This is a genomic window from Cohnella phaseoli, from assembly GCF_003386235.1.
Classification (GTDB): domain Bacteria; phylum Bacillota; class Bacilli; order Paenibacillales; family Paenibacillaceae; genus Cohnella; species Cohnella phaseoli.
On record NZ_QRDZ01000007.1, the window covers coordinates 18,435 to 36,896 of the forward strand.

Consider the following 18,462-nt stretch of genomic DNA (forward strand, 5'->3'; position numbering starts at 1 on the left):
GAACTGAACTCTCCAGAAAGAAAAAACTGCATAGAATTTAATTCTACGCAGTTTTCTAAAAACCTTTGAATATTCTGTTTGTCGGAAAAGGCTAGCTTTGCGAGGCTTCCGCAGCAATCTCCGCGGCGGTCAGCGCATAGCGATACAGCTTGACTTCGTCGACCAGTCCGTCCATCGTCCGCGCGGAGTTATGGCCGATCGTTAGCGACAGCTTGTTGGAAATATCGCCGCCGAGCAGCGAGGCGTTCTCCCCGACCAGCACCCCGTCTACGTACAGTCTCAACCCGGCGTCTCGATCCGCGACGGCGGCGACATGGTGCCACTGGCCGTCCGCATATCCCGCAGAGGATTGTACCTGATCCGCGGTGCTGCCGTAATCGAGCCAGAAGCGGATCGTATCGTCGCTTTCGATTCGCAGGGCGTAGCTGGCATTCGTATCGCCTTTGTTCGCGATATATTTGAACGTGCCGGACACGTCGGTCTTGAACCAGGCGGTTAAGGTGAAATCGCCGTCCGTGCCGAAGTCGTAGGCGCCGGAATCCGGATCGCCCAGCTTGACGAACTGCCCGCTCCCGCCGAATCGAACGGCTCCTCCGGATCTGCCCACGGAGCTGCGCGACGCACCGTTAAGCAGCATGCCGTATTCGTAGCTGTTGGCGTCATTAGCCGTCACGATCCCCGCACCCGACTCGTCGAAGCTCCAGCTTCCGGCCATGCCGCCCAAGCCCCGTACTTCTTCTTGGCCAAGGGCGTAGTTGTATAGCTTGACCTCGTCGATCAGCCCCTTCATCGTTAAAGCCGAATCGGCGCCGATCGTCAGCGGCAAAGCGGTAGTCACGCTCCCGCCGACCATCGTCGACGTCTGCGCGGCAAGCGCTCCGTCCACATACAGCTTCAGCCCGTCATCCCGGTCGGCCGAGCCGACGACATGGTGCCACTTGCCGTCCGCATAGGAGACGGCGGATTGCACGGCATCGTACGTACTGCCGTAATCGAGTAGGAAGCGCAGCTTGCCGTCGGCTTCGAAACGAAGCCAGAACGCGGCGTTCGTATCGCCCTTGTTCACGATGTATTGAATTGAGCCGGTATGGCTCGTCCGTACCCAGGCCGACACGGTAAAGTCCTGCGACGTCCCAAAATCGAAAGCTCCGTCGGCCGGACTGCCCAGATCGACGCGATCTCTCTCCGCCGCGAAGCTCAGAGCGGCGCCGAAACGGCCCTCCGCGCCTGGAACGGCGCCCAGAATCGCGCCGCTTCGTCCCGCTGCCGAATCGTCTGCGGCGACGGTGCCGGCCGTTTCGTTGAGCGCCCAGCTTCCCAGCAAAGACCGGTTCCACCAGATACGGGACACGATCGTGCTATTAGGCTGCAGCGACTTCCATTCATTGCTCGTCACGATGCTCAGCTCCGGCGTCACGTCCAACGTTCCGAAGTTGCCGAGCTGTGCCCGGTCCGTCGTATTGGGCATGACGATGCGCTCGGTTTCTTTCATCAACCGCAGCGTTGCCGGATTCACCTCCGCCATCCATAGAGGCGCGCGGTAACGGAACATATCTTCATTGATCGAATCCTGACGGGTGTATACGAGATAGAGGCCGTCCGGACGCGCGATCCAATGCATCTGCGTGTTCATGCTGCCGGACACGGGAGTGCCGTCCTCCCACAGCAAATCGACGGCAGGCTGCCAGAGCAGGCCGTCCGCGCTTTTGGCCAACCGATTATAGGAATCGTCCCGGCTGGTCAGAAAATATTCGCCGCCGAACCGGGTCAACGACGCTTCGATGCCCGATCGGTTGCCGTTCAACCCGGTGTTCGCCACTGTGCCGCTCATGCTCTGGTAGACCAACGCGGTTCCGTCGAACGACGCGGTCACGACCTGCAAGGCGCCGGAACCGGCCGTCGAATGAATCGGCCATAGCACGCTGCCCGTCTGCTGGTCGACGTAAGGGTAAGAGCTTCCCGCATGACCGTATACGGGCGGCCAAGAGAATAACTGCCAATCGGAGCTCCACGTTCCGGAGGACGGATCGTACACGGCATAGGCGGGATAGGTTTGCCTTTTGCCATAGGAGGCGTCGTAGGTTTGAGCCATTCCGAGCAGGAGCACCTTGCCGGTGGCGGCATGGTAGACGGGTACGGGATCGATCAGCATGCCGCCGTAGCCGTTCGGCAGCGTCTTCCATTGATATTGCGGAATAACGGAATAAGGAGTCCAGCTCTCGCCAAGGTCCGTGCTAATCGTATAGCCGATGTCGTAAAACACGTCGGTATGATTGTCGTTCAAATCCTGGGAGGCGGTGCATAGAATCGCCGGCCCGCCCGCCTCTCCCTGCCCGGGAATGGCGGCGCAGCGAGTGTGCGTCCACCAAAAGTCGTTGGAGCCGTCGTTCTCGTATATTCGTTTGGGCTCGATGAGATAGTCGGCAGCGGGCGAGGCCGCGGCGATAGGTGCGGATAACGCCAGAACAAGCAGCGCGAAAACGGCAAACGGACAAACGAAGCTTATAGCAGTCGCGTTATTTTTCATGGTATTCGTCAGCTCCTCGATCGAAATAGGCAGCACATGCGATTCAAACCATTCCGTTTCCTGTTCCTCTGGCGTTTACGCTCTTGTACCCGCCGCTTGTCGCAGCGTTCCGTTGCCTTCGTAAAAAACGCGGATCGCCGCCGTCTCCTCCTCCGTCAACTGCTTAAGAGGCTGCCTGGTCTTCGGAGTGCGGATGATGCCTTGTGCGTAACAAATGTATTTCTCGTACGGAATGACGTCGAACCGAACCATGTGGGCGATGACCTCGTTGGCCTCGGCCTGCAACGCGGGGAGCTGCTGCCAACCTCCCCGCGCAGCCTCCCGATACATCCGGACGAACAGCGGCGCCATCATATTGTAAGTGCTGCCGATTGCGCCGTCGGCCCCGGTAAGCGCGCCGGCCGCATACACCTCGTCATGGCCGTTGAAGACGAGAAAGTCTTCGCCGCAGCGAGCGCGAATCTGCTGCATCTCGAACAGGTTAAGCGAGGTGAACTTGACGCCGATGCATTGGGGATGCCGCGCCAGCTCTTCGTAGAAGTCCATCGACAGCTGGACGCCGGTCGCGCCCGGGTAATGGTACACGATCATCGGCAGCGGCACGGCCGCCATAATGGCATAGTAATGCTCCTTGATCTGGTCCGCCGTCGTTTTATAGTAGAACGGCACTACCGCCGACATCGCGTCGACGCCTTGCCCGTGCGCATGCCGCGCCAGCTCGATGGAGGCTTCCGTGCCGATCGCCCCGATATGGGCGATGATCTTCGACTTCCCTTCGGCCGCCCGCACAACCGTCTCCAGCAGCGACTTCCGCTCCTCCCCGCTCAGGATAAAGCCCTCTCCGGTGCTGCCCCCTACGTAAAATCCCGTTACCTCCTGCTCCTGCAAATGCTGGACAAGACGAACCAGCGATTCGTGGTCGATGCTGCCGTCCTCGTGCATCGGCGTAACGAGCGCAGTGTAAATGCCTTTGAAATCGTTCGATTGGGTCATCTTCAACAGCTCCTTTTATGTGCGTCCGTCGGAAAAATCAACCTTTCACGCTTCCCGCGGTCATGCCTTCGATCAAATATTTCTGAATAAACGCGAACAGGACGATAATCGGCAATATGACGATGACGCCGCTGGCGAGCAGGCCGCCCCAGTTCGTGGAGCCCATGCTTTCCATCAGCTCGGCGATGCCGACCTGAACCGTCTTCGCTTCGATCGAGTTCGTCAGAATGAGCGAATACTGGTAATCGTTCCATCCGAGAATAAAAGCGTACAGCGCGATGGATACGAGTCCCGGCAAGGCGAGCGGAATAATGACGGTGAACAGCGTGCGCCATTTGCCCGCTCCGTCGATAGCCGCAGCCTCCTCAAGCTCGGTCGGAATCGTGCGGAAAAACCCGCTCATGATCCATACCCCGACCGGAATCGTCAATGTGCCGTAGATCATGACCAGAATCGCCTTCGTATTGAGCAGCGAAAAGGCCGCCGCCATTTTGTACCACGGAATCATAATCAGCGGGCCTTGAATCATCTGCGCCAGCACGATCAGGACGACGACGAGTCCGACGCCCGGCACCTTATAACGGGCCAGCCCGTAGCCGCTAATGCAGGAGATCGCGCCGGTGATCAGCGCGGTAGCGCCGCACGCGACGATGGAGTTGAGCAGCAGCCGGGGCAATCTCAGCCCCGCGTCGCCCAGCGCCCAACGGTAATGCTCCCAAGTCAAGTTGTCCACGATCCAGGTCGGTACGGACAGGAATATTTCGTTGTCCGGCTTCAGCGTCGTATCGATCAGCCAAGCGAACGGCAGCAGCGTAAAAGCCATCAGCAGCGCGAGCCAGACGTAATTGGCCGTTCTTTGGACCAACGATTCTTTCATAATGCGTCACCTCTATTCCAGATTCCGGCCGAACAGCCGGGCGTACAGGCCAACGAGAACGAGCACCATCGCCATGGACAGTGCGGCGATCGCGGAGCCTTTGCCCAGATCGAAATACACGAACGAATTCGTATACAGATAGGTCGGCAATATGCTGGTCGCATATCCCGGCCCGCCGTTCGTCAGCGCCCAGATCATCTCGAATTTCGTCCAGGAGGACACGATGCTGACCAGTCCGGTCACGTACATGATCGGCTTGAGCATCGGCAGCGTAATTCGCGTAAATCGCTGCCAGGCGGAGGCGCCGTCCATATGGGCCGCCTCGATCATTTCCTTGGAGATGCCCGTCAAGCCGGACAGCATCATCAGCGTAATGTAGGGGAACCCCTTCCACGCCGACGTCAGCAGCAGCGCGGGCCAGACCAACACCTCGTCCCCGAGCCAGACGATATTTTCCGAGATGAAGCCGGCCAGCTTCAAATAGTGGTTAAACAGCCCGTAATGACCGTCGTAAATCCACTTCCAGACGATGCCGATAATGACGACGGGCGACACCCACGGAACCATCATCAATCCCCGCCACAGCCCTCTCATCCGGATTTTCCCGAACAGGATCAGCGCCGCCGGAATGGCGATGGCGAATTGCAGCACGGTGGAACCGAGCACCCACACTAGGCTGTTCTTGAATATACGCCAGAAGGCGTTGTCGTTCATTAGCAGCTCCTTGTAGTTGTCGAAGCCGTTAAACGACATGCCGCGCCCGGAAATGAGCGAGTAGTCGTACAAGCTCAGCCGGACCGTCTCCACCAACGGATAAAATTGAAAGATCACAATATAAAGGACGACGGGCGCCAGCAAAAAATACCCGAAGCCGAATTCCCGAAAAAACGCCGAAGCGCGTCTCCGCCGCTTGCCGAGCGACGGAGCCCGTTGTTCCATCCGCAGTATGTCGGACATATCTCCCGCTCCCTTTCTCTGCTCCGTACCCCTTGAAGCCAAGAGGAGCCGCAGTGCCTCGGCACGCAGCTCCCCCGGAGTCCGGCCCTATTCCAGCTTGGCCTTGATTTTGTCTATGCCGTCCTTGATGGCGGCGTACGTATCCTCGACGGTCGCCTTGCCGGTCAACAGCTTCACCATCTGTTCCTGCACGACGACCTCCATCTCGCTCTGTCCCGGAATCTTGTCCATCGGGACGCCCGATTCGTCCAGCAGACGGCTGAAATCGTTCAGCAGCGTCTTGTGGCCTTCGATCGCCTTCGGATACACCTTCTCGGCCTTCTTCATGATCTCGTCCAGGCTTGTGCTCTTGATCGCCGTTACGTTAACGACGGATGCGGCCGTACTGTTGAATTCCTGGGACGACCATTCCTGCATCAGCCTCCAGGCGATCTCCTTGTTTTTGCCGTTCTTGAACATCGCGATCCCGACGTTGGACACCGGCGCCTTGGCCGAGGAGGAAGACGGACCGTGCGGGTAAGCAATTGTCCGCGACACGTTAACGATATCCGGATTGATGCTGTACACGTTGGCCGTGAAGAACGTCCCAGCCGCGATCATGCCGACTTCGCCGTTGCTGAACGCCCGGAACATCTCCGGATAGCCCCAGGTAAGGTGCGCCTTCGGCTGATACGGCTCAAGGTTTTGAAAATGGCGCAGCGTCTCCAAATATTTGTTTTTGCTCGCATCCGAAGTATCGCTCAGCAGCAAATCGTTGCTGTACGCCGCCGTAAAAGGCACGCGGAAGGCGAAACGCGCCGTGCCGAGCGGATAGCCGAAGCCGTACTTGCCGTCCTTCGTCATCGCCTTGGCCGCTTGCTCGACGTTCTCCCAAGTCTGCAGGTCCTCCAGCTTCATCCCCGCTTCGTTCAGCATCCGCTCGTTGACCATCAGCGTGAAGGAATTGGCAAGGTTCGGCACTGCATACAGCTTGCCGTCCTCCTGGGCGTACTCCATCGTGCCGGGGAGGAAATCCTCCTTCTTCAGCTGCTCGCCCTCCCGCTCGAAGTACGGCGTCAAGTCCTCCAGCCCGTTCAGCCTCACGAGATTCGTCACGTCCTGCGTCTGCGTCAGATCGGGTACGTCGCCCGAATTGAGCATGACGGCCAGCTTCTTCTCCATATCCGCCCACGACAGATACATATATTCGATATTGACGTTCGGATATTTCTCTTTCATTCTGGCCTTGAACTGCTCGGCCAGCTCCTTCTCCGCCTCGGACGTTCCCGGGTAGACGAAGCGAATGTCCGCCTTGACCGTGTTCCAGTCGATCGCTTCTCCGCCTGCCGATGCCGGCTGGCTGCTTCCGCTCTCCGCCGCTTCGTTCCCGCTGGACGCTCCGCACCCGCCGATCAGCAGCATTAGCGCCAGCGCCGCCGCTCCAAGCCCGAACCCCTTTTTTCCTCTGAGCATGCTTCCCATCATCCTCCCGTTTCGACTTGCTTAGCTTGTGCACACTCTCATCTTACTCGCCGTCTCCCAAGCCAACAATGCGGCAATTTCAAGATTTGGTGGACTTCGTCAAGAACCTCGTCTCCGGGAGCGATTCCCTTATTGAATGCCAAGAAAGCGTTTGCTAATGTAGTAAATGTAGTAAAGCAAGAGATCACGTCTTACTGCCGACGGAGGACCCGCCATGCTCGTATTCAGACAACTGCAGACCAAGCTGTTCGTCTCCTTCGTCCTGCTTGTTCTTATCCCGCTGCTGACGCTCGGCTTCTTCTCGTTCCGCACGGCTACCTCCTCGCTGGAGAAAGAGACGAAGCAGAATCAGGCGCAGACGGTGCGTCTCATAGGCAACAACATCAAGCTGATGCTGGACGACGCCGGAGAGATGACCTCTTATATTATGAACAACGTCAGCCTGCAAAGCTTGCTGAGCCAGGACGGCAACGGTCCGGTCAGCGTGGAGCAGGCCGCGGCGCTCGCTTATCTGGACAACATCAAGTCGGCCAAGAAATACGTCAGCTTCCTCGTGATTTACGGCAAGAACGGATTTCTGTACCGGGATTTCAGCGAATTTTTCCGCCAGGTCATTCCGTATTCCGATTTTATCGAGATGCCGCTGTATACGGCGGTCGCCGCGCGGGACGGCGAAGCTTTCTGGACGTATTCCAGCACTCCGCTCTTTACGTACGGGCACAGCTACAACGAGATTATGGTCGGACGCCGCATCGTGGATCTGTACGACCGGGACAACAAGCTCGGCCTGCTGTTCATGGGCGTCAACCGCGACTCGATCGGCAACATCATTCAGGACATCGAGATCGTGCGCTCGTCCAACATTTTTATTTTCGACGACAACTACAATCTCGTATCAAGCAAAACCCGCGACAACGAGCTGAGAAAAACGCTGACGAACGACATCGGGCTGAAGCAGAAACTGTTCCTGGAGACGCATTCGGATAATTACGAGATAGGCGGTAAAAGCTACGCCGTCGCCAGCGCCGTCGTCGAGCCGTACAACTGGAACATCGTCAGCCTTACGCCGATGGAGGTGATCCGCAGCGAGCACCGCATCGTGCTGAACGCGACGTTGGCGCTATCGCTGTCGCTGCTCGCCCTCGCGGCGATCAGTTCGGTGTTCCTGTCGCGAACGATTACGAAGCCGATCAAGCTGCTGCTGCGCTCGATGAACAATTTCAAACGCGGAGATTTCAACCAGAAGGTCGAGGTCGTCTCGCGCGACGAGATCGGCCTGCTTACCCATAAGTACAACGAGATGGTCACGGAGACGAACAGCCTGATTCAGAAAGTATACGTCAGTCAGACGAACCAGAAGATGATCGAGTTGAAAACCTTGCAAACCCAGATCGAGCCGCATTTTCTGTACAACACGCTCGATTATATTTTCCTCAATTCCAAGATGAACGGGGATGAGAAAACGGCCAAGGTTACGCAATCGCTGACCGAGCTGTTCCGGCTTTCCCTGAACAAGGGGAAGGATTACTATACGATTCGGCAGGAGATCGGCCAGGTGAAAGCCTACATTCACATTCAGCATGCCCGCTTCCCGAACCGTTTCGTGCCCCGCTACGAGATCGATCCGGATATTCTCCCGTTCTACACGATGAAGCTGCTGCTGCAGCCGTTGGCGGAAAACGCGATTTTGCACGCGTTTAACGCGAAGCGCGAGCGGCCGGGCACATTGACGATTACAGGGCGGAAGCTGGACGGGGAACGGGTGGAATTCATCGTCGAGGACGACGGCTGCGGCATGGAGGCGGAGCTGGCGAATTCGCTGCTGTCCGGGGACGGCGGCGGGCTCGGCGAATTCGGGGGATCTCGCGGAGGCGGTGACTCCGGATCGCCCACCGGAAAGAGCTCCGGATCGGGGTATGGCATTCGCAATGTCAACGAAAGGCTGACCATGCTGTTCGGTGCGGAATATGCCCTGCGCATCGAAAGCGAACCGGGCCGCGGAACGAAGATCAGGCTCGCCATCCCGCTCATATCCGACGACAACGAATGGAGGCTGCTCTATGAAAATCATGGTCGTTGACGACGAGCCGATCGTGCCTCAGGCGCTGCGCGCCCTTATCCCTTGGGAGGAGCACGGCTTTACCTGGCTGCCCCCCGCCGAAAACGGCGCCGAGGCGCTGGAGTTGATCGAGCGGGACAGGCCCGACTTGCTGCTGCTCGACTGCCGGATGCCGGGCTTGACCGGGCTGGAGCTGCTGGAGGAAATCAACGCGCGCGGACTTCCGATCAAATCGGTCATTCTGAGCGGACACGACGAGTTCGTATATGCGCAGCAGGCGATCAAGCTAGGAGCCCTCGACTACCTGCTGAAGCCGCCGGACCTCGATCAGCTGCTTCATGTCGTCCTGTCGGTCAAGCAAAGCTGGGAGGAGGAACGGAAACTTAAGCATCAGCTCACGGATCATCTGCCGATGGTTCGCTTCCGCTTCCTGACCTCCCTGCTGGAAGGCGCCCGTTTTAACGAGGAGCTGTTCGAGGAGAAGACGGGTTTTCTGCAAATTCCGTTGCGCGTCGGTCCCATCTATCTGGCGATCGTCGACCTGGAAGAGGATCCGGACGATCCGAAAAACTATTCCTACGAGGATCAGCAGCTCATGAACTTCGCCGTGTTGAACGTCTCTGAGGAGACGCTGGCAGCGTGGCCGCACAAATTCATGATCTGTCCCGGACACAATCGATTCGTGTTGCTGGTTAACGTCGCGGATGCGGACAAACGGAAGTTCCGCAACGATCTGCGCGCCCTTGCCGACAATCTGCGGACGACGCTCCGCTACTCGGCGATGATCGGAGTTTCGGCGCATGGATCGAGCCTGAATACGGAGGGAAAAAGCCTCTATCAATCGGCCAAGACGGCGCTGGAGTACAAATATTACACGGGTCCCGGCGAGGTCGTGTTCGTGGAGGATCTCGAATGGGAGAACGTCGTCGCCCCCGATCTGGAGCTTCCCGCTTCCGCTCCCGTCGACGAAGCGCTTCAGCTTGCGCTCAAAATCGGCAGCCCCGAGCAGTTAGACGCGTGGCTCGGCGACTTTATCCTTCATTTGAAAAGCAGCGATTACCCCGTTCAGGTGACCAAGTCGATCGCCGTCAAGCATATGGTGACGGCAGCGGACTCGCTGGCGACCATGCATCCGAAGCTGACCCTCGACGATTTGCTGCCTCCGCCGCAAATCTCGCTGTTCTTTGCGGCGGCCACGCTCGACCAGTTGGCCGGAGAGCTGCGCCGCTACTTGGACGGGCTGCTGCGGCGGACGCTGGACTTGCGCAAGGACGGCAAAAATGCGGTCGTGGAAAAAACGAAGCTGTTCATCGCCGAGCGCTTTCGCGATAACATCACGCTGGAAACGGCCGCTCAAGAGGTACACATGTCCCCCGTCTACCTCAGTTTTCTGTTTAAGCAGGTCGAAGGCGTCAATCTGTCCGACTATTTGACCGAGACCCGGCTCGGCGAGGCAAAGCGGCTGCTCGCGACCACCTCGCTGAAAACCTACGAGGTTGCGGTTCGCGCCGGCTATGCGGACGAGAAGTATTTCAGCCGCTTGTTCAAGAAGAGAACGGGATTGACGCCGACCGAATACCGCAATCGGGAAGCGTGATAAAGCCCGGCAGCGCGGCTCCGAGGAGCTCCGCTGCCGGGCTTTGTAGTTAGACTTTGGTTACGGGAGCGAACGCCGCAAGCAATCGCTTGACGCCGGTCGGCGCCGGGAAGGCGATCTGTAGCTCGGCGTCGTTGCCCGTTCCTTTGACGGAGACGACGGTTCCGACGCCCCACTTGGCATGCTGCACCTTGTCGCCGGCGGCGATCGCCATACCGTCTCCGACCGGCTTGGCCGCGGAAGGCGTCTGCGGACGGGCAACCGATGACGAGCCGCCTGCCGCGCCGCCGTTCATCGGAGAGACGGTTGGACGCGCGCCGAGACCCGAAGGCGGATAACCGCCTCCTCCTCCTCCGCTTCCCGTCGTCGAGCCGGAACCGGTGTAGGAGGAGCCTCTCTGAGAACCGTAGCCTGAACCTCCGTAAGAGGAACCTGAACTGCCTCCGCCTATCCGAGAGCCGTAGCCGCCGTACGAGCCTGGACGCGCGCCTCCTGCCGGAGCGAACGCCTCCTTCAGCTCGTTCGGGATTTCCCCAAGGAACCGGGACGGCGCGTTCGAGCTTGTGCGGCCGTATAGCAGCCTCATTCTTGCGCAGGTCAGGTACAGTTTTTTCTCCGCGCGTGTAATGCCGACATAAGCCAGCCTCCGCTCCTCTTCCATCTCCTCGTTGTCCATCAGAGAACGGCTTCCCGGGAAGACGCCCTCCTCCATACCGACGATGAAGACGATCGGGAACTCCAAGCCTTTGGCGCTGTGCATCGTCATGAGTATGACGGCGTCGCCGTCGTCTTCCTCGTCGTCGCCCATCGAATCGATGTCCGCGACAAGCGCCAGCTCCGTCAGAAAGCTGAGTAGAGACTTGTCTTCGTTGCGTTTTTCGAACTCCTGGGTAACGGACAGGAATTCTTCGATGTTTTCCAGCCGGGCCTTGGACTCGAGCGTATTCTCGCGCTGCAGCTCCAGCCGATACTCGGACAGTTCCAGCAGCTTCTCGGTCAGCTCCGTTACCGACAAGTAGTCGGTCATCGCGCTGAGGTTACGGATCAAATCGCGGAAGCTGCCGAGCGCCGACTTGGCCCGATTCTGGATATCGAGATGGTATAGACCATCGCCAAGCAAGCCGTCTCCTTCGTTCAGCAGCCGCAGAATCGAGATGCCTTTGCGGGTCGCTTCCGCCTGCACTTTCGTCATGGTCGTATCGCCAAGCCCCCGTTTAGGCTCGTTGACGATTCTTAGCAAGCTGTTGTCGTCATCCGGATTAGAGATTAAACGCAGGTAGGACAAAATATCTTTGATCTCTTTGCGATCATAGAACTTGATGCCGCCGACGATCTGATATGGGATTTCCGACTTGATCAGAATTTCCTCTACGACCCGCGACATCGCGTTTGTTCGATACAAGATCGCATGATCGCCGTAACGTCGGCCGCCCTGACGATTTTTGCGAATTTCTCCGGCGACGAAGTAGCCTTCCTCATGCTCCGAGTCGCCTTGATAAATCGTAATTTTGTCCCCGCCGGCCTGGTCCGTCCATAGATTTTTCGCTTTGCGGCCAATATTATTCTTAATAACCGAGTTGGCGGCGTCCAGAATGTTCGAGGTGGACCGATAGTTCTGCTCCAGCAAAATGCTGCACGCTTCGGGATAATCCTTCTCGAAGTTGAGAATGTTCGTAATGTCCGCGCCCCGCCAGCGATAGATCGACTGATCGCTGTCCCCCACGACGCAGAGATTGTGGTGCTTGCTGGCCATCATTTTACAGAGGGTATATTGCGCTTTGTTGGTATCCTGGTATTCGTCTACGTGAATATATTTGAATTTGTTCTGATAGAAATCGAGCACTTCGGGGGCGTCCTTGAACAACTGGATCGTCAGCAGCAGCAGGTCGTCGAAATCGAGCGAATTGTTCGCCTTCAACCGCTTCTGGTACTGCGTATAGACTTTGGCGACGATGGATTCGAAGTAGTCTCCCTGCCGCTGATCGTACTGCTCGGGGGACACCAGCTCGTTCTTGGCGGCGCCGATGGCGGCCTGAACGGCTTTCGGCTCGAATCTTTTGACGTCGAGGTTGTTGTCTTTCATGATGTTGCGAATAACAGACAACTGGTCGCCGGAATCGAGAATGCTGAAGCTCGAACTGAAGCCGATTTTATCAATATCCCTGCGCAGAATGCGCACGCACATCGAGTGGAACGTGCTGACCCAGATGTCCCGGCCGGACGGGCCGACCAGCTTGGATACGCGCTCCTGCATTTCTCGCGCCGCCTTGTTCGTAAACGTGATGGCCAAGATGCTCCACGGCGCCGCCAGACGTTTGGAGATAATATAGGCGATGCGATGCGTCAGTACTCTCGTCTTGCCGCTGCCCGCTCCCGCCATAATGAGCAGCGGACCCTCGGTCGTGACCGCCGCTTCCTTCTGCCTCGGATTAAGTCGATTGATTGAATCGTCGATATCGATGGAATGTTCGTTATCCCTTTCGAAGAACATCTTTTTGCTCCTTTACCGCTTGGTTAACCGCGTTAACTGTAGCCAACGCGGCAGCCAGATTTTCGTAAATAATATTGCCTACGACAACCGTATCCGCTCTCAGCGCCGCTTGCGCCGCCTTGTCGGGGCCGTCGATGCCCCCTCCGTAAAAGAGATGGGCTTGATGTAGCGTATTGCGGATGGTCCCGAGCAGCTCCATATCGCCGAACGTCCCGCTATACTCGACATACAGCACCGGCACGTTCCACAGTCTGTCGGCCACTTGAGCGAAGGCGACCGCTTCGGCGGGAGAGATGTCGGCGTCCGCTTCGGTCAGCTTGGCGACGGTCGCATCCGGATTTAGCACCAGATACGCTTCGCCAACGATCGAATCCCATGGCAGCAGATGTCCGAATTCCCGAATGGCGGCCGCATGATGGCCGATCAGCCACTCGGCCCGCTTCGTATTCAGCACGCTCGGGATAAAATAGCCGTCGAAGCCCGGCACTCCGCACGCCGGATCGGACAGCTCGAACGCGCAAGGAACCTCGTACCTGCGTATTCGGGACATCAGCTCCACCGTGTTGTCGAAGGTCACCCCGCTCGAGCCGCCGACGAGGATCGCATCCGTACCGGAGGCGCATACCGCCTCCAGCGCTTCGTCTCCGATGTCCCTGTCGGGATCGAGCTTAAACACATGTTTCCAACCGCTATAAAATGAGGGGCGCATACAGCCTCCATAATTCCGCATAATGTAAAATGCCGGCAAACGATTCCGCTCTAATAGAGTCGGCTAACTAGGGCGTGTCTGAATACTCCGAGGGCAGCAAATTTTGCCGAATTTTCGTTCCATGCAAGGAACTTTTGTGAAGGCGTACCGTAGGTACGTCAAGCAAAAGTGACGAAGCAGGGGGCGAAAAGGCGGTGAAAGGTGCCCCTGAGCGGGTTTTCAGACACGCCCTAGTAGAGGGGACTCAAAAGTAACGTAATCCAAACATCGGAAACCTGCAAGCTTGGCCAACGCGCTTGCAGGTGCGTAACATCGCGGTTGGACGCTCTAAGCTTGGCCAACGCGCTTGCAGCTGCGTAACATCGTGGTTGGACGCTCTAAGCTTGGCCAGCACGCTTGCAGCCGCGTAACATCGTGGTTGGGCGCTCTAAGCTTGGCCAGCACGCCTGCAGCCGCGTAACATCGTGGTTGGGCGCTCTAAGCTTGGCCAGCACGCTTGCAGCTGTGTAACATCGTGGTTGGACGCTCTAAGCTTGGCCAGCACGCTTGCAGCTGTGTAACATCGCAGTTGGACGCTCTAAGCTTGGCCAGTCGTCTTACGCATCTCCAAGCGAATTCATTACGTTATTTAGGGATCGCTCTTCTAGTTAATAGTCTACAGGAAATCGGCCGCTCTTCCAACCTGGGAACTAGAACTAATTTAGCCTCGGCTCAAAGTGGTGAGCAAGGCAGTCATGAACGATTCATTCGAAATAAATCTGAACGAATAAGCACGTAGGACGGTCTAATACCTGCCGTTCGACCTGATCCCAGACAAATAAGACCGCGCAGCGGTCTTATCGCTCACACCCCGGCTCCGTTCAGACGAATAAGACCGTGCTGCGGTCTTATCGCTCACATCCCGGGTCCGTTCAGGCGAATAAGGCCGCGCAGCGGTCTTATCGCTCACATCCCGGCTCCGCTCAGACGAATAAGACCGTGCTGCGGGCTTATTACCCACATCCCGGACTCGTTCAGGCGAATAAGGCCGCGCAGCGGTCTTATCGCTCACATCCCGGCTCCGTTCAGACGAATAAGACCGTGCTGCGGTCTTATTACCCACATCCCGGACTCGTTCAGGCGAATAAGGCCGCGCAGCGGTCTTATCGCTCACATCCCGGCTCCGCTCAGACGAATAAGACCGTGCTGCGGTCTTATTACCCACATCCCGGACTCGTTCAGGCGAATAAGGCCGCGCGGCGGTCTTATTCCAGCCGTCCGTCCCGTTGCAAGGCAGATAGGTAAGCAAGTCGTTGGGAAAAAATTATGAAGTCATCATTTCATAAGCAATGTCTTCTGTCTTCTTGAACTTCCTCGTCTTGAATGCAGCATGTTTCACGATTAATTCCTTATTCTTGATTTCAAAAGTAAAACCTTCGCCTGAGAGATTGCCGTTTTTTAAAGACAATCGAACATAGTTTGGCTTGGCGGAGCCTTCTTTTTCTATCCTCGCCCACCACTGGTAAAACAGAACTCGTTCCGTTCGATCCTCATTTTCCCATACCCCTGAAAATTCAATCATCATTTGTGTATACTTCACATATTTCCGGCTCAACTCATCGTTTGCAGCTCTCGACAGCAGCAGATTCGCATGATGAAATTTGCCTTCTTTATATTGGTCAATTCCGTAAGCGGAATTCACTTTTTTGAGGAACGTCACTGCCTCTCTATGATCCTGCAGCTCCTTGAGAACATCGATAGCTTTCGTATATTCTTTTGCGGAAAAATGGCGCTTGCTTATGTTGAGTTTTGCTTGGTAGAGCAGCTCCTCGCTGTCCGAATAACTTCCGAGCTCTTCGTATGCCCGTGCAGCGTTCTCATAATTTTCCGCTTTCATTTGCCGGGCGGCCCTCTGGTATTTCCTTTCCAAGCTACCCTGCGAGGAAAGCTGCAGCTCGATCGTATCCCGAAACTTCCAGAAGGATTCCTTAACACTTACATTTTCCGATTCGGTATATTTGTTCACCCACATAATAACAATAAAGACCACGGTCGCAAGCAACAGCAAATTTCTTCCTAATCCTCCCGGCTTGGAGGAAACGGGAGCGGTTTTCTCGTAGCTGTTCACTTCTTCGCTGCGATTTGTCTCGTCTTCCTCAACTTCGTGGCCTGTCTCCTCTTCCTCTTCCTCTTCCTCTTCCTCTACTTCGAGGTCTGTCTCTTCTTCCGCTGACGCTCCCGGCTCCTCTATCCGCGTTCCGCACAAGCGGCAATAGAGATCCCTCTCGGTCACGGGCTGTCCGCACTGGACGCAATTCATCGCATGTCCCCCTATTCAAACAACTATAGAGTATCATGCTCTCCCAAATTCAGGCAATAAACATCTCCGCTGACGACTTTTTTCGGGATCGAAGGAAAAAGTTCAAGCCGGCGGATAGGCCGCCGGCTTGTTCGTTGTGGATGTGCGCAAATGGGATTATTCCTGAAAATTGACGTCCCGTTAGAGGTTAGCGTCCCAGCTTTTCCTCCAAGTAGGCCCGAACCTCATCCCGCAAGTCCGGACGATCAAGCGCAAAATCGATGATCGTCTTCAAGTAGCCGAGCTTCTCCCCCGTGTCGTACCGAGTCCCCTCGAACTTGTACGCATAGACGGACTCGTCGTGCATCAGACGGTAGATCGCATCGGTCAATTGGATTTCTCCTCCGGCCCCGACGTCCTGGTGCTCCAAAATATCAAAAATCGCAGGCGTTAAAATATAGCGCCCGATAATAGCCACGTTCGACGGTGCGTACCCCGGTGCGGGTTTCTCCACGACCCCGCGGACTTTCATAATCCGTCCCCCGTCGCCTCCGGACGGATCGGGATCGACGATGCCGTAGCGGGACACCTCTGCGTCCGGCACTTTCTTCACGGCGAGCACCGAACCTTGAACCTGATCGTACACGTCAATCATTTGCCGCAGACACGGTACTTCCGACTGGACGATGTCGTCACCGAGCAGTACGGCGAACGGCTCGTTCCCGATAAACTTGCGGGCGCACCAGATTGCGTGTCCAAGCCCTCTCGGCTCCTTCTGGCGAATATAATGAATATCAATCAACTCGGACGGCTTCTGAACCTCCGACAACAGGTCCAGCTTGCCCTTGCTCAGCAAATTGTGCTCCAACTCAAACGAGCTGTCGAAATGATCCTCGATAGCGCGCTTGCCTTTCCCGGTCACGATCAGAATATCCTCGATGCCTGCGGCAACCGCTTCCTCGACAATATACTGAATTCCGGGTTTATCGATAATCGGCAGCATTTCTTTCGGCATCGCCTTCGTCGCCGGAAGGAAACGCGTTCCCAGTCCCGCCGCCGGAATAATCGCCTTGCGAATTTTCATCTTGCAGGCATCCTCTCTACAATTACATTGCGAGCTCGCCCGCCCTGCGAGAGGACGGCCCTGGAATGGATGGCAGCCGTCCGACCCCGATGCAGACAACTCCCTGCGCATTCAGGCTCTCGGCGTCCAAGATATTCCTTCCATCCATAATTATAGGCCGATTCATCCAACTTTTAAAGTTATCTGCCTGAATATGCCTGAACTCGCTCCAGCCAGTGACGACAATGGCAGCGTCTGCGCCGCAAAGCGCCTCCTCCGCGGACGCGCAGATCGCGACCGAAGCAGGCAGCACGGAACGGGCCGCAGCGGCGGCTTCCGGATCGTATGCCGTTAATACGATGCCGGGATGGCGGCGGTTCAGCTCCGCAATGAGGCGCAGCGACGGCGCGTCCCTCATATCGTCGGTTCCCGGCTTGCAGGAAAGACCAAGTAGAGCCACCTTGCGGCGGGCCGGGTCGGACAGCGCCGCTTCCAGCTTGCGCACCATGCGCAGCGGCAGCATTGCGTTAGCGCGTACTGCGGCCTCCACTAGCGTCTGGGGCGCTCCCGCATCGTCGGCCATACGGACGAGCGCATGGGAATCGCGCGGCATGCTGGAGCCGCCGAAGCCGAGACCCGCCTCCAGAAAATACGGCCCGATCCTCGGATCGAGTCCAAGCGATTGCGCCACCAAAGGGTAGTCTGCTCCGACCTGCTCCGCGAATGCGGCCATTTCGTTCGCGAACGAGATTTTGACTGCCAGGCAGGCGTTGGCGGCCAGCTTGGCCAGCTCGGCGCTTCTGCGATCTACCGCAATAATCGGCCCCGGTAGTCTGCGATGAAGCTGCGTAAGCCGATCCGCCGCTTCGGGGGTAGCCGTCCCGATCACAATCCGCGCCGGCTCGAAAAAGTCGCGAACTGCGTTGCCCTCCCGCATGAATTCCGGAATGGACACCACTTCCACCGCGCAGCTCGCCGGCAGCCGGCCGCGCAGACGCGACTCGGCCCTCTCCGCGGTGCCGACCGGCACGGTGCTGGCGATGGCGATCAGCCTTGGGCGGTCGCCATCGGCCGGCCATGCCTCGATGCGGTCGATTACCTTCCAGAGCGCGGCGAGCGACATATCGCCGCGCTCGTCCGCAGGCGTAGCGACGGCAATAAACAGCAGCTCCGCCTCGTTCATAACTGCCGACGGATCGTTACCGAAGCTTAGCCGTCCGGCAGCAAAATTCCGCAGTACAAGCGATTCCAACCCCGGCTCTCGATATGGAACGATTCCCTGCGACAACTGCGCGATCTTCCCTGAATCGCCGTCCACGCATCGCACTGTATGTCCGAGCTCCGCAAACCCCGCACTCATCGTCAATCCGGCCGCGCCCGCTCCCACAATCGCCATTTTCATATTCCGAGCCTCCTCTATGTCCAGCGCACTCATGCGCAATGTTGACTT

At 57.3% G+C, this 18,462-nt stretch carries 12 protein-coding genes; 2 read left to right on the plus strand and 10 right to left on the minus strand.

Annotation, left to right across the window (positions count from 1 at the left end):
- Positions 1–91 precede the first annotated feature (91 nt).
- The 5 genes from DFP98_RS10540 to DFP98_RS10560 form a co-directional block, all read right to left on the minus strand.
- Positions 92–2,527, minus strand: a complete 2,436-nt coding sequence (locus tag DFP98_RS10540; protein WP_220377077.1) for a LamG domain-containing protein — start codon at positions 2,525–2,527, stop codon at positions 92–94.
- Between the two features lie 75 nt (positions 2,528–2,602).
- Positions 2,603–3,520: a dihydrodipicolinate synthase family protein gene (locus tag DFP98_RS10545; RefSeq protein WP_116060553.1), complete on the minus strand. Its 918-nt coding sequence runs from the start codon at positions 3,518–3,520 to the stop codon at positions 2,603–2,605.
- Positions 3,521–3,557: 37 nt separating this feature from the next.
- On the minus strand, positions 3,558–4,397 hold the full coding sequence (locus tag DFP98_RS10550) for a carbohydrate ABC transporter permease (protein ID WP_116060554.1): 840 nt from the start codon (positions 4,395–4,397) through the stop codon (positions 3,558–3,560).
- Between the two features lie 12 nt (positions 4,398–4,409).
- Complete coding sequence (locus DFP98_RS10555) at positions 4,410–5,354, minus strand: carbohydrate ABC transporter permease (protein WP_116060555.1); 945 nt, start codon at positions 5,352–5,354, stop codon at positions 4,410–4,412.
- Between the two features lie 87 nt (positions 5,355–5,441).
- Positions 5,442–6,806, minus strand: a complete 1,365-nt coding sequence (locus DFP98_RS10560) for an ABC transporter substrate-binding protein (RefSeq protein WP_181917606.1) — start codon at positions 6,804–6,806, stop codon at positions 5,442–5,444.
- 223 nt (positions 6,807–7,029) lie between these two features.
- Between DFP98_RS10560 and DFP98_RS10565 the strand changes: the two genes are divergently transcribed.
- Both DFP98_RS10565 and DFP98_RS10570 read left to right on the plus strand, forming a co-directional pair.
- On the plus strand, positions 7,030–8,895 hold the full coding sequence (locus DFP98_RS10565; RefSeq protein WP_116060557.1) for a sensor histidine kinase: 1,866 nt from the start codon (positions 7,030–7,032) through the stop codon (positions 8,893–8,895).
- Positions 8,876–10,471: a response regulator transcription factor gene (locus DFP98_RS10570; protein WP_181917607.1), complete on the plus strand. Its 1,596-nt coding sequence runs from the start codon at positions 8,876–8,878 to the stop codon at positions 10,469–10,471. The genes DFP98_RS10565 and DFP98_RS10570 overlap by 20 nt, the downstream gene beginning before the upstream one ends.
- Positions 10,472–10,520: 49 nt before the next feature.
- On the opposite strand, the gene pcrA is transcribed toward DFP98_RS10570, so the two are convergent.
- From pcrA to DFP98_RS10595, 5 genes are all read right to left on the minus strand, one after another.
- A complete protein-coding gene (pcrA, locus tag DFP98_RS10575; RefSeq protein WP_116060559.1) occupies positions 10,521–12,962 on the minus strand; it encodes a DNA helicase PcrA in 2,442 nt (813 codons plus the stop codon).
- Positions 12,943–13,671 carry a heptaprenylglyceryl phosphate synthase gene (gene pcrB / locus DFP98_RS10580; protein ID WP_116060560.1) on the minus strand — a complete coding sequence of 243 codons (729 nt, stop codon included), beginning with the start codon at positions 13,669–13,671 and terminating at the stop codon, positions 12,943–12,945. The genes pcrA and pcrB overlap by 20 nt, the downstream gene beginning before the upstream one ends.
- A gap of 1,303 nt (positions 13,672–14,974) precedes the next feature.
- Positions 14,975–15,778 (minus strand): outer membrane protein assembly factor BamD, encoded by an 804-nt coding sequence (locus DFP98_RS10585; protein ID WP_147310162.1) that lies wholly within the window; start codon positions 15,776–15,778, stop codon positions 14,975–14,977.
- A 379-nt stretch (positions 15,779–16,157) separates the two neighbouring features.
- The gene (gene galU, locus DFP98_RS10590) at positions 16,158–17,033 is read right to left on the minus strand and encodes a UTP--glucose-1-phosphate uridylyltransferase GalU (RefSeq protein WP_116060562.1); all 876 of its coding nucleotides are present in this window, start codon (positions 17,031–17,033) and stop codon (positions 16,158–16,160) included.
- Between the two features lie 22 nt (positions 17,034–17,055).
- Positions 17,056–18,414, minus strand: a complete 1,359-nt coding sequence (locus tag DFP98_RS10595) for a UDP-glucose dehydrogenase family protein (RefSeq protein ID WP_181917608.1) — start codon at positions 18,412–18,414, stop codon at positions 17,056–17,058.
- Positions 18,415–18,462: the final 48 nt, after the last annotated feature.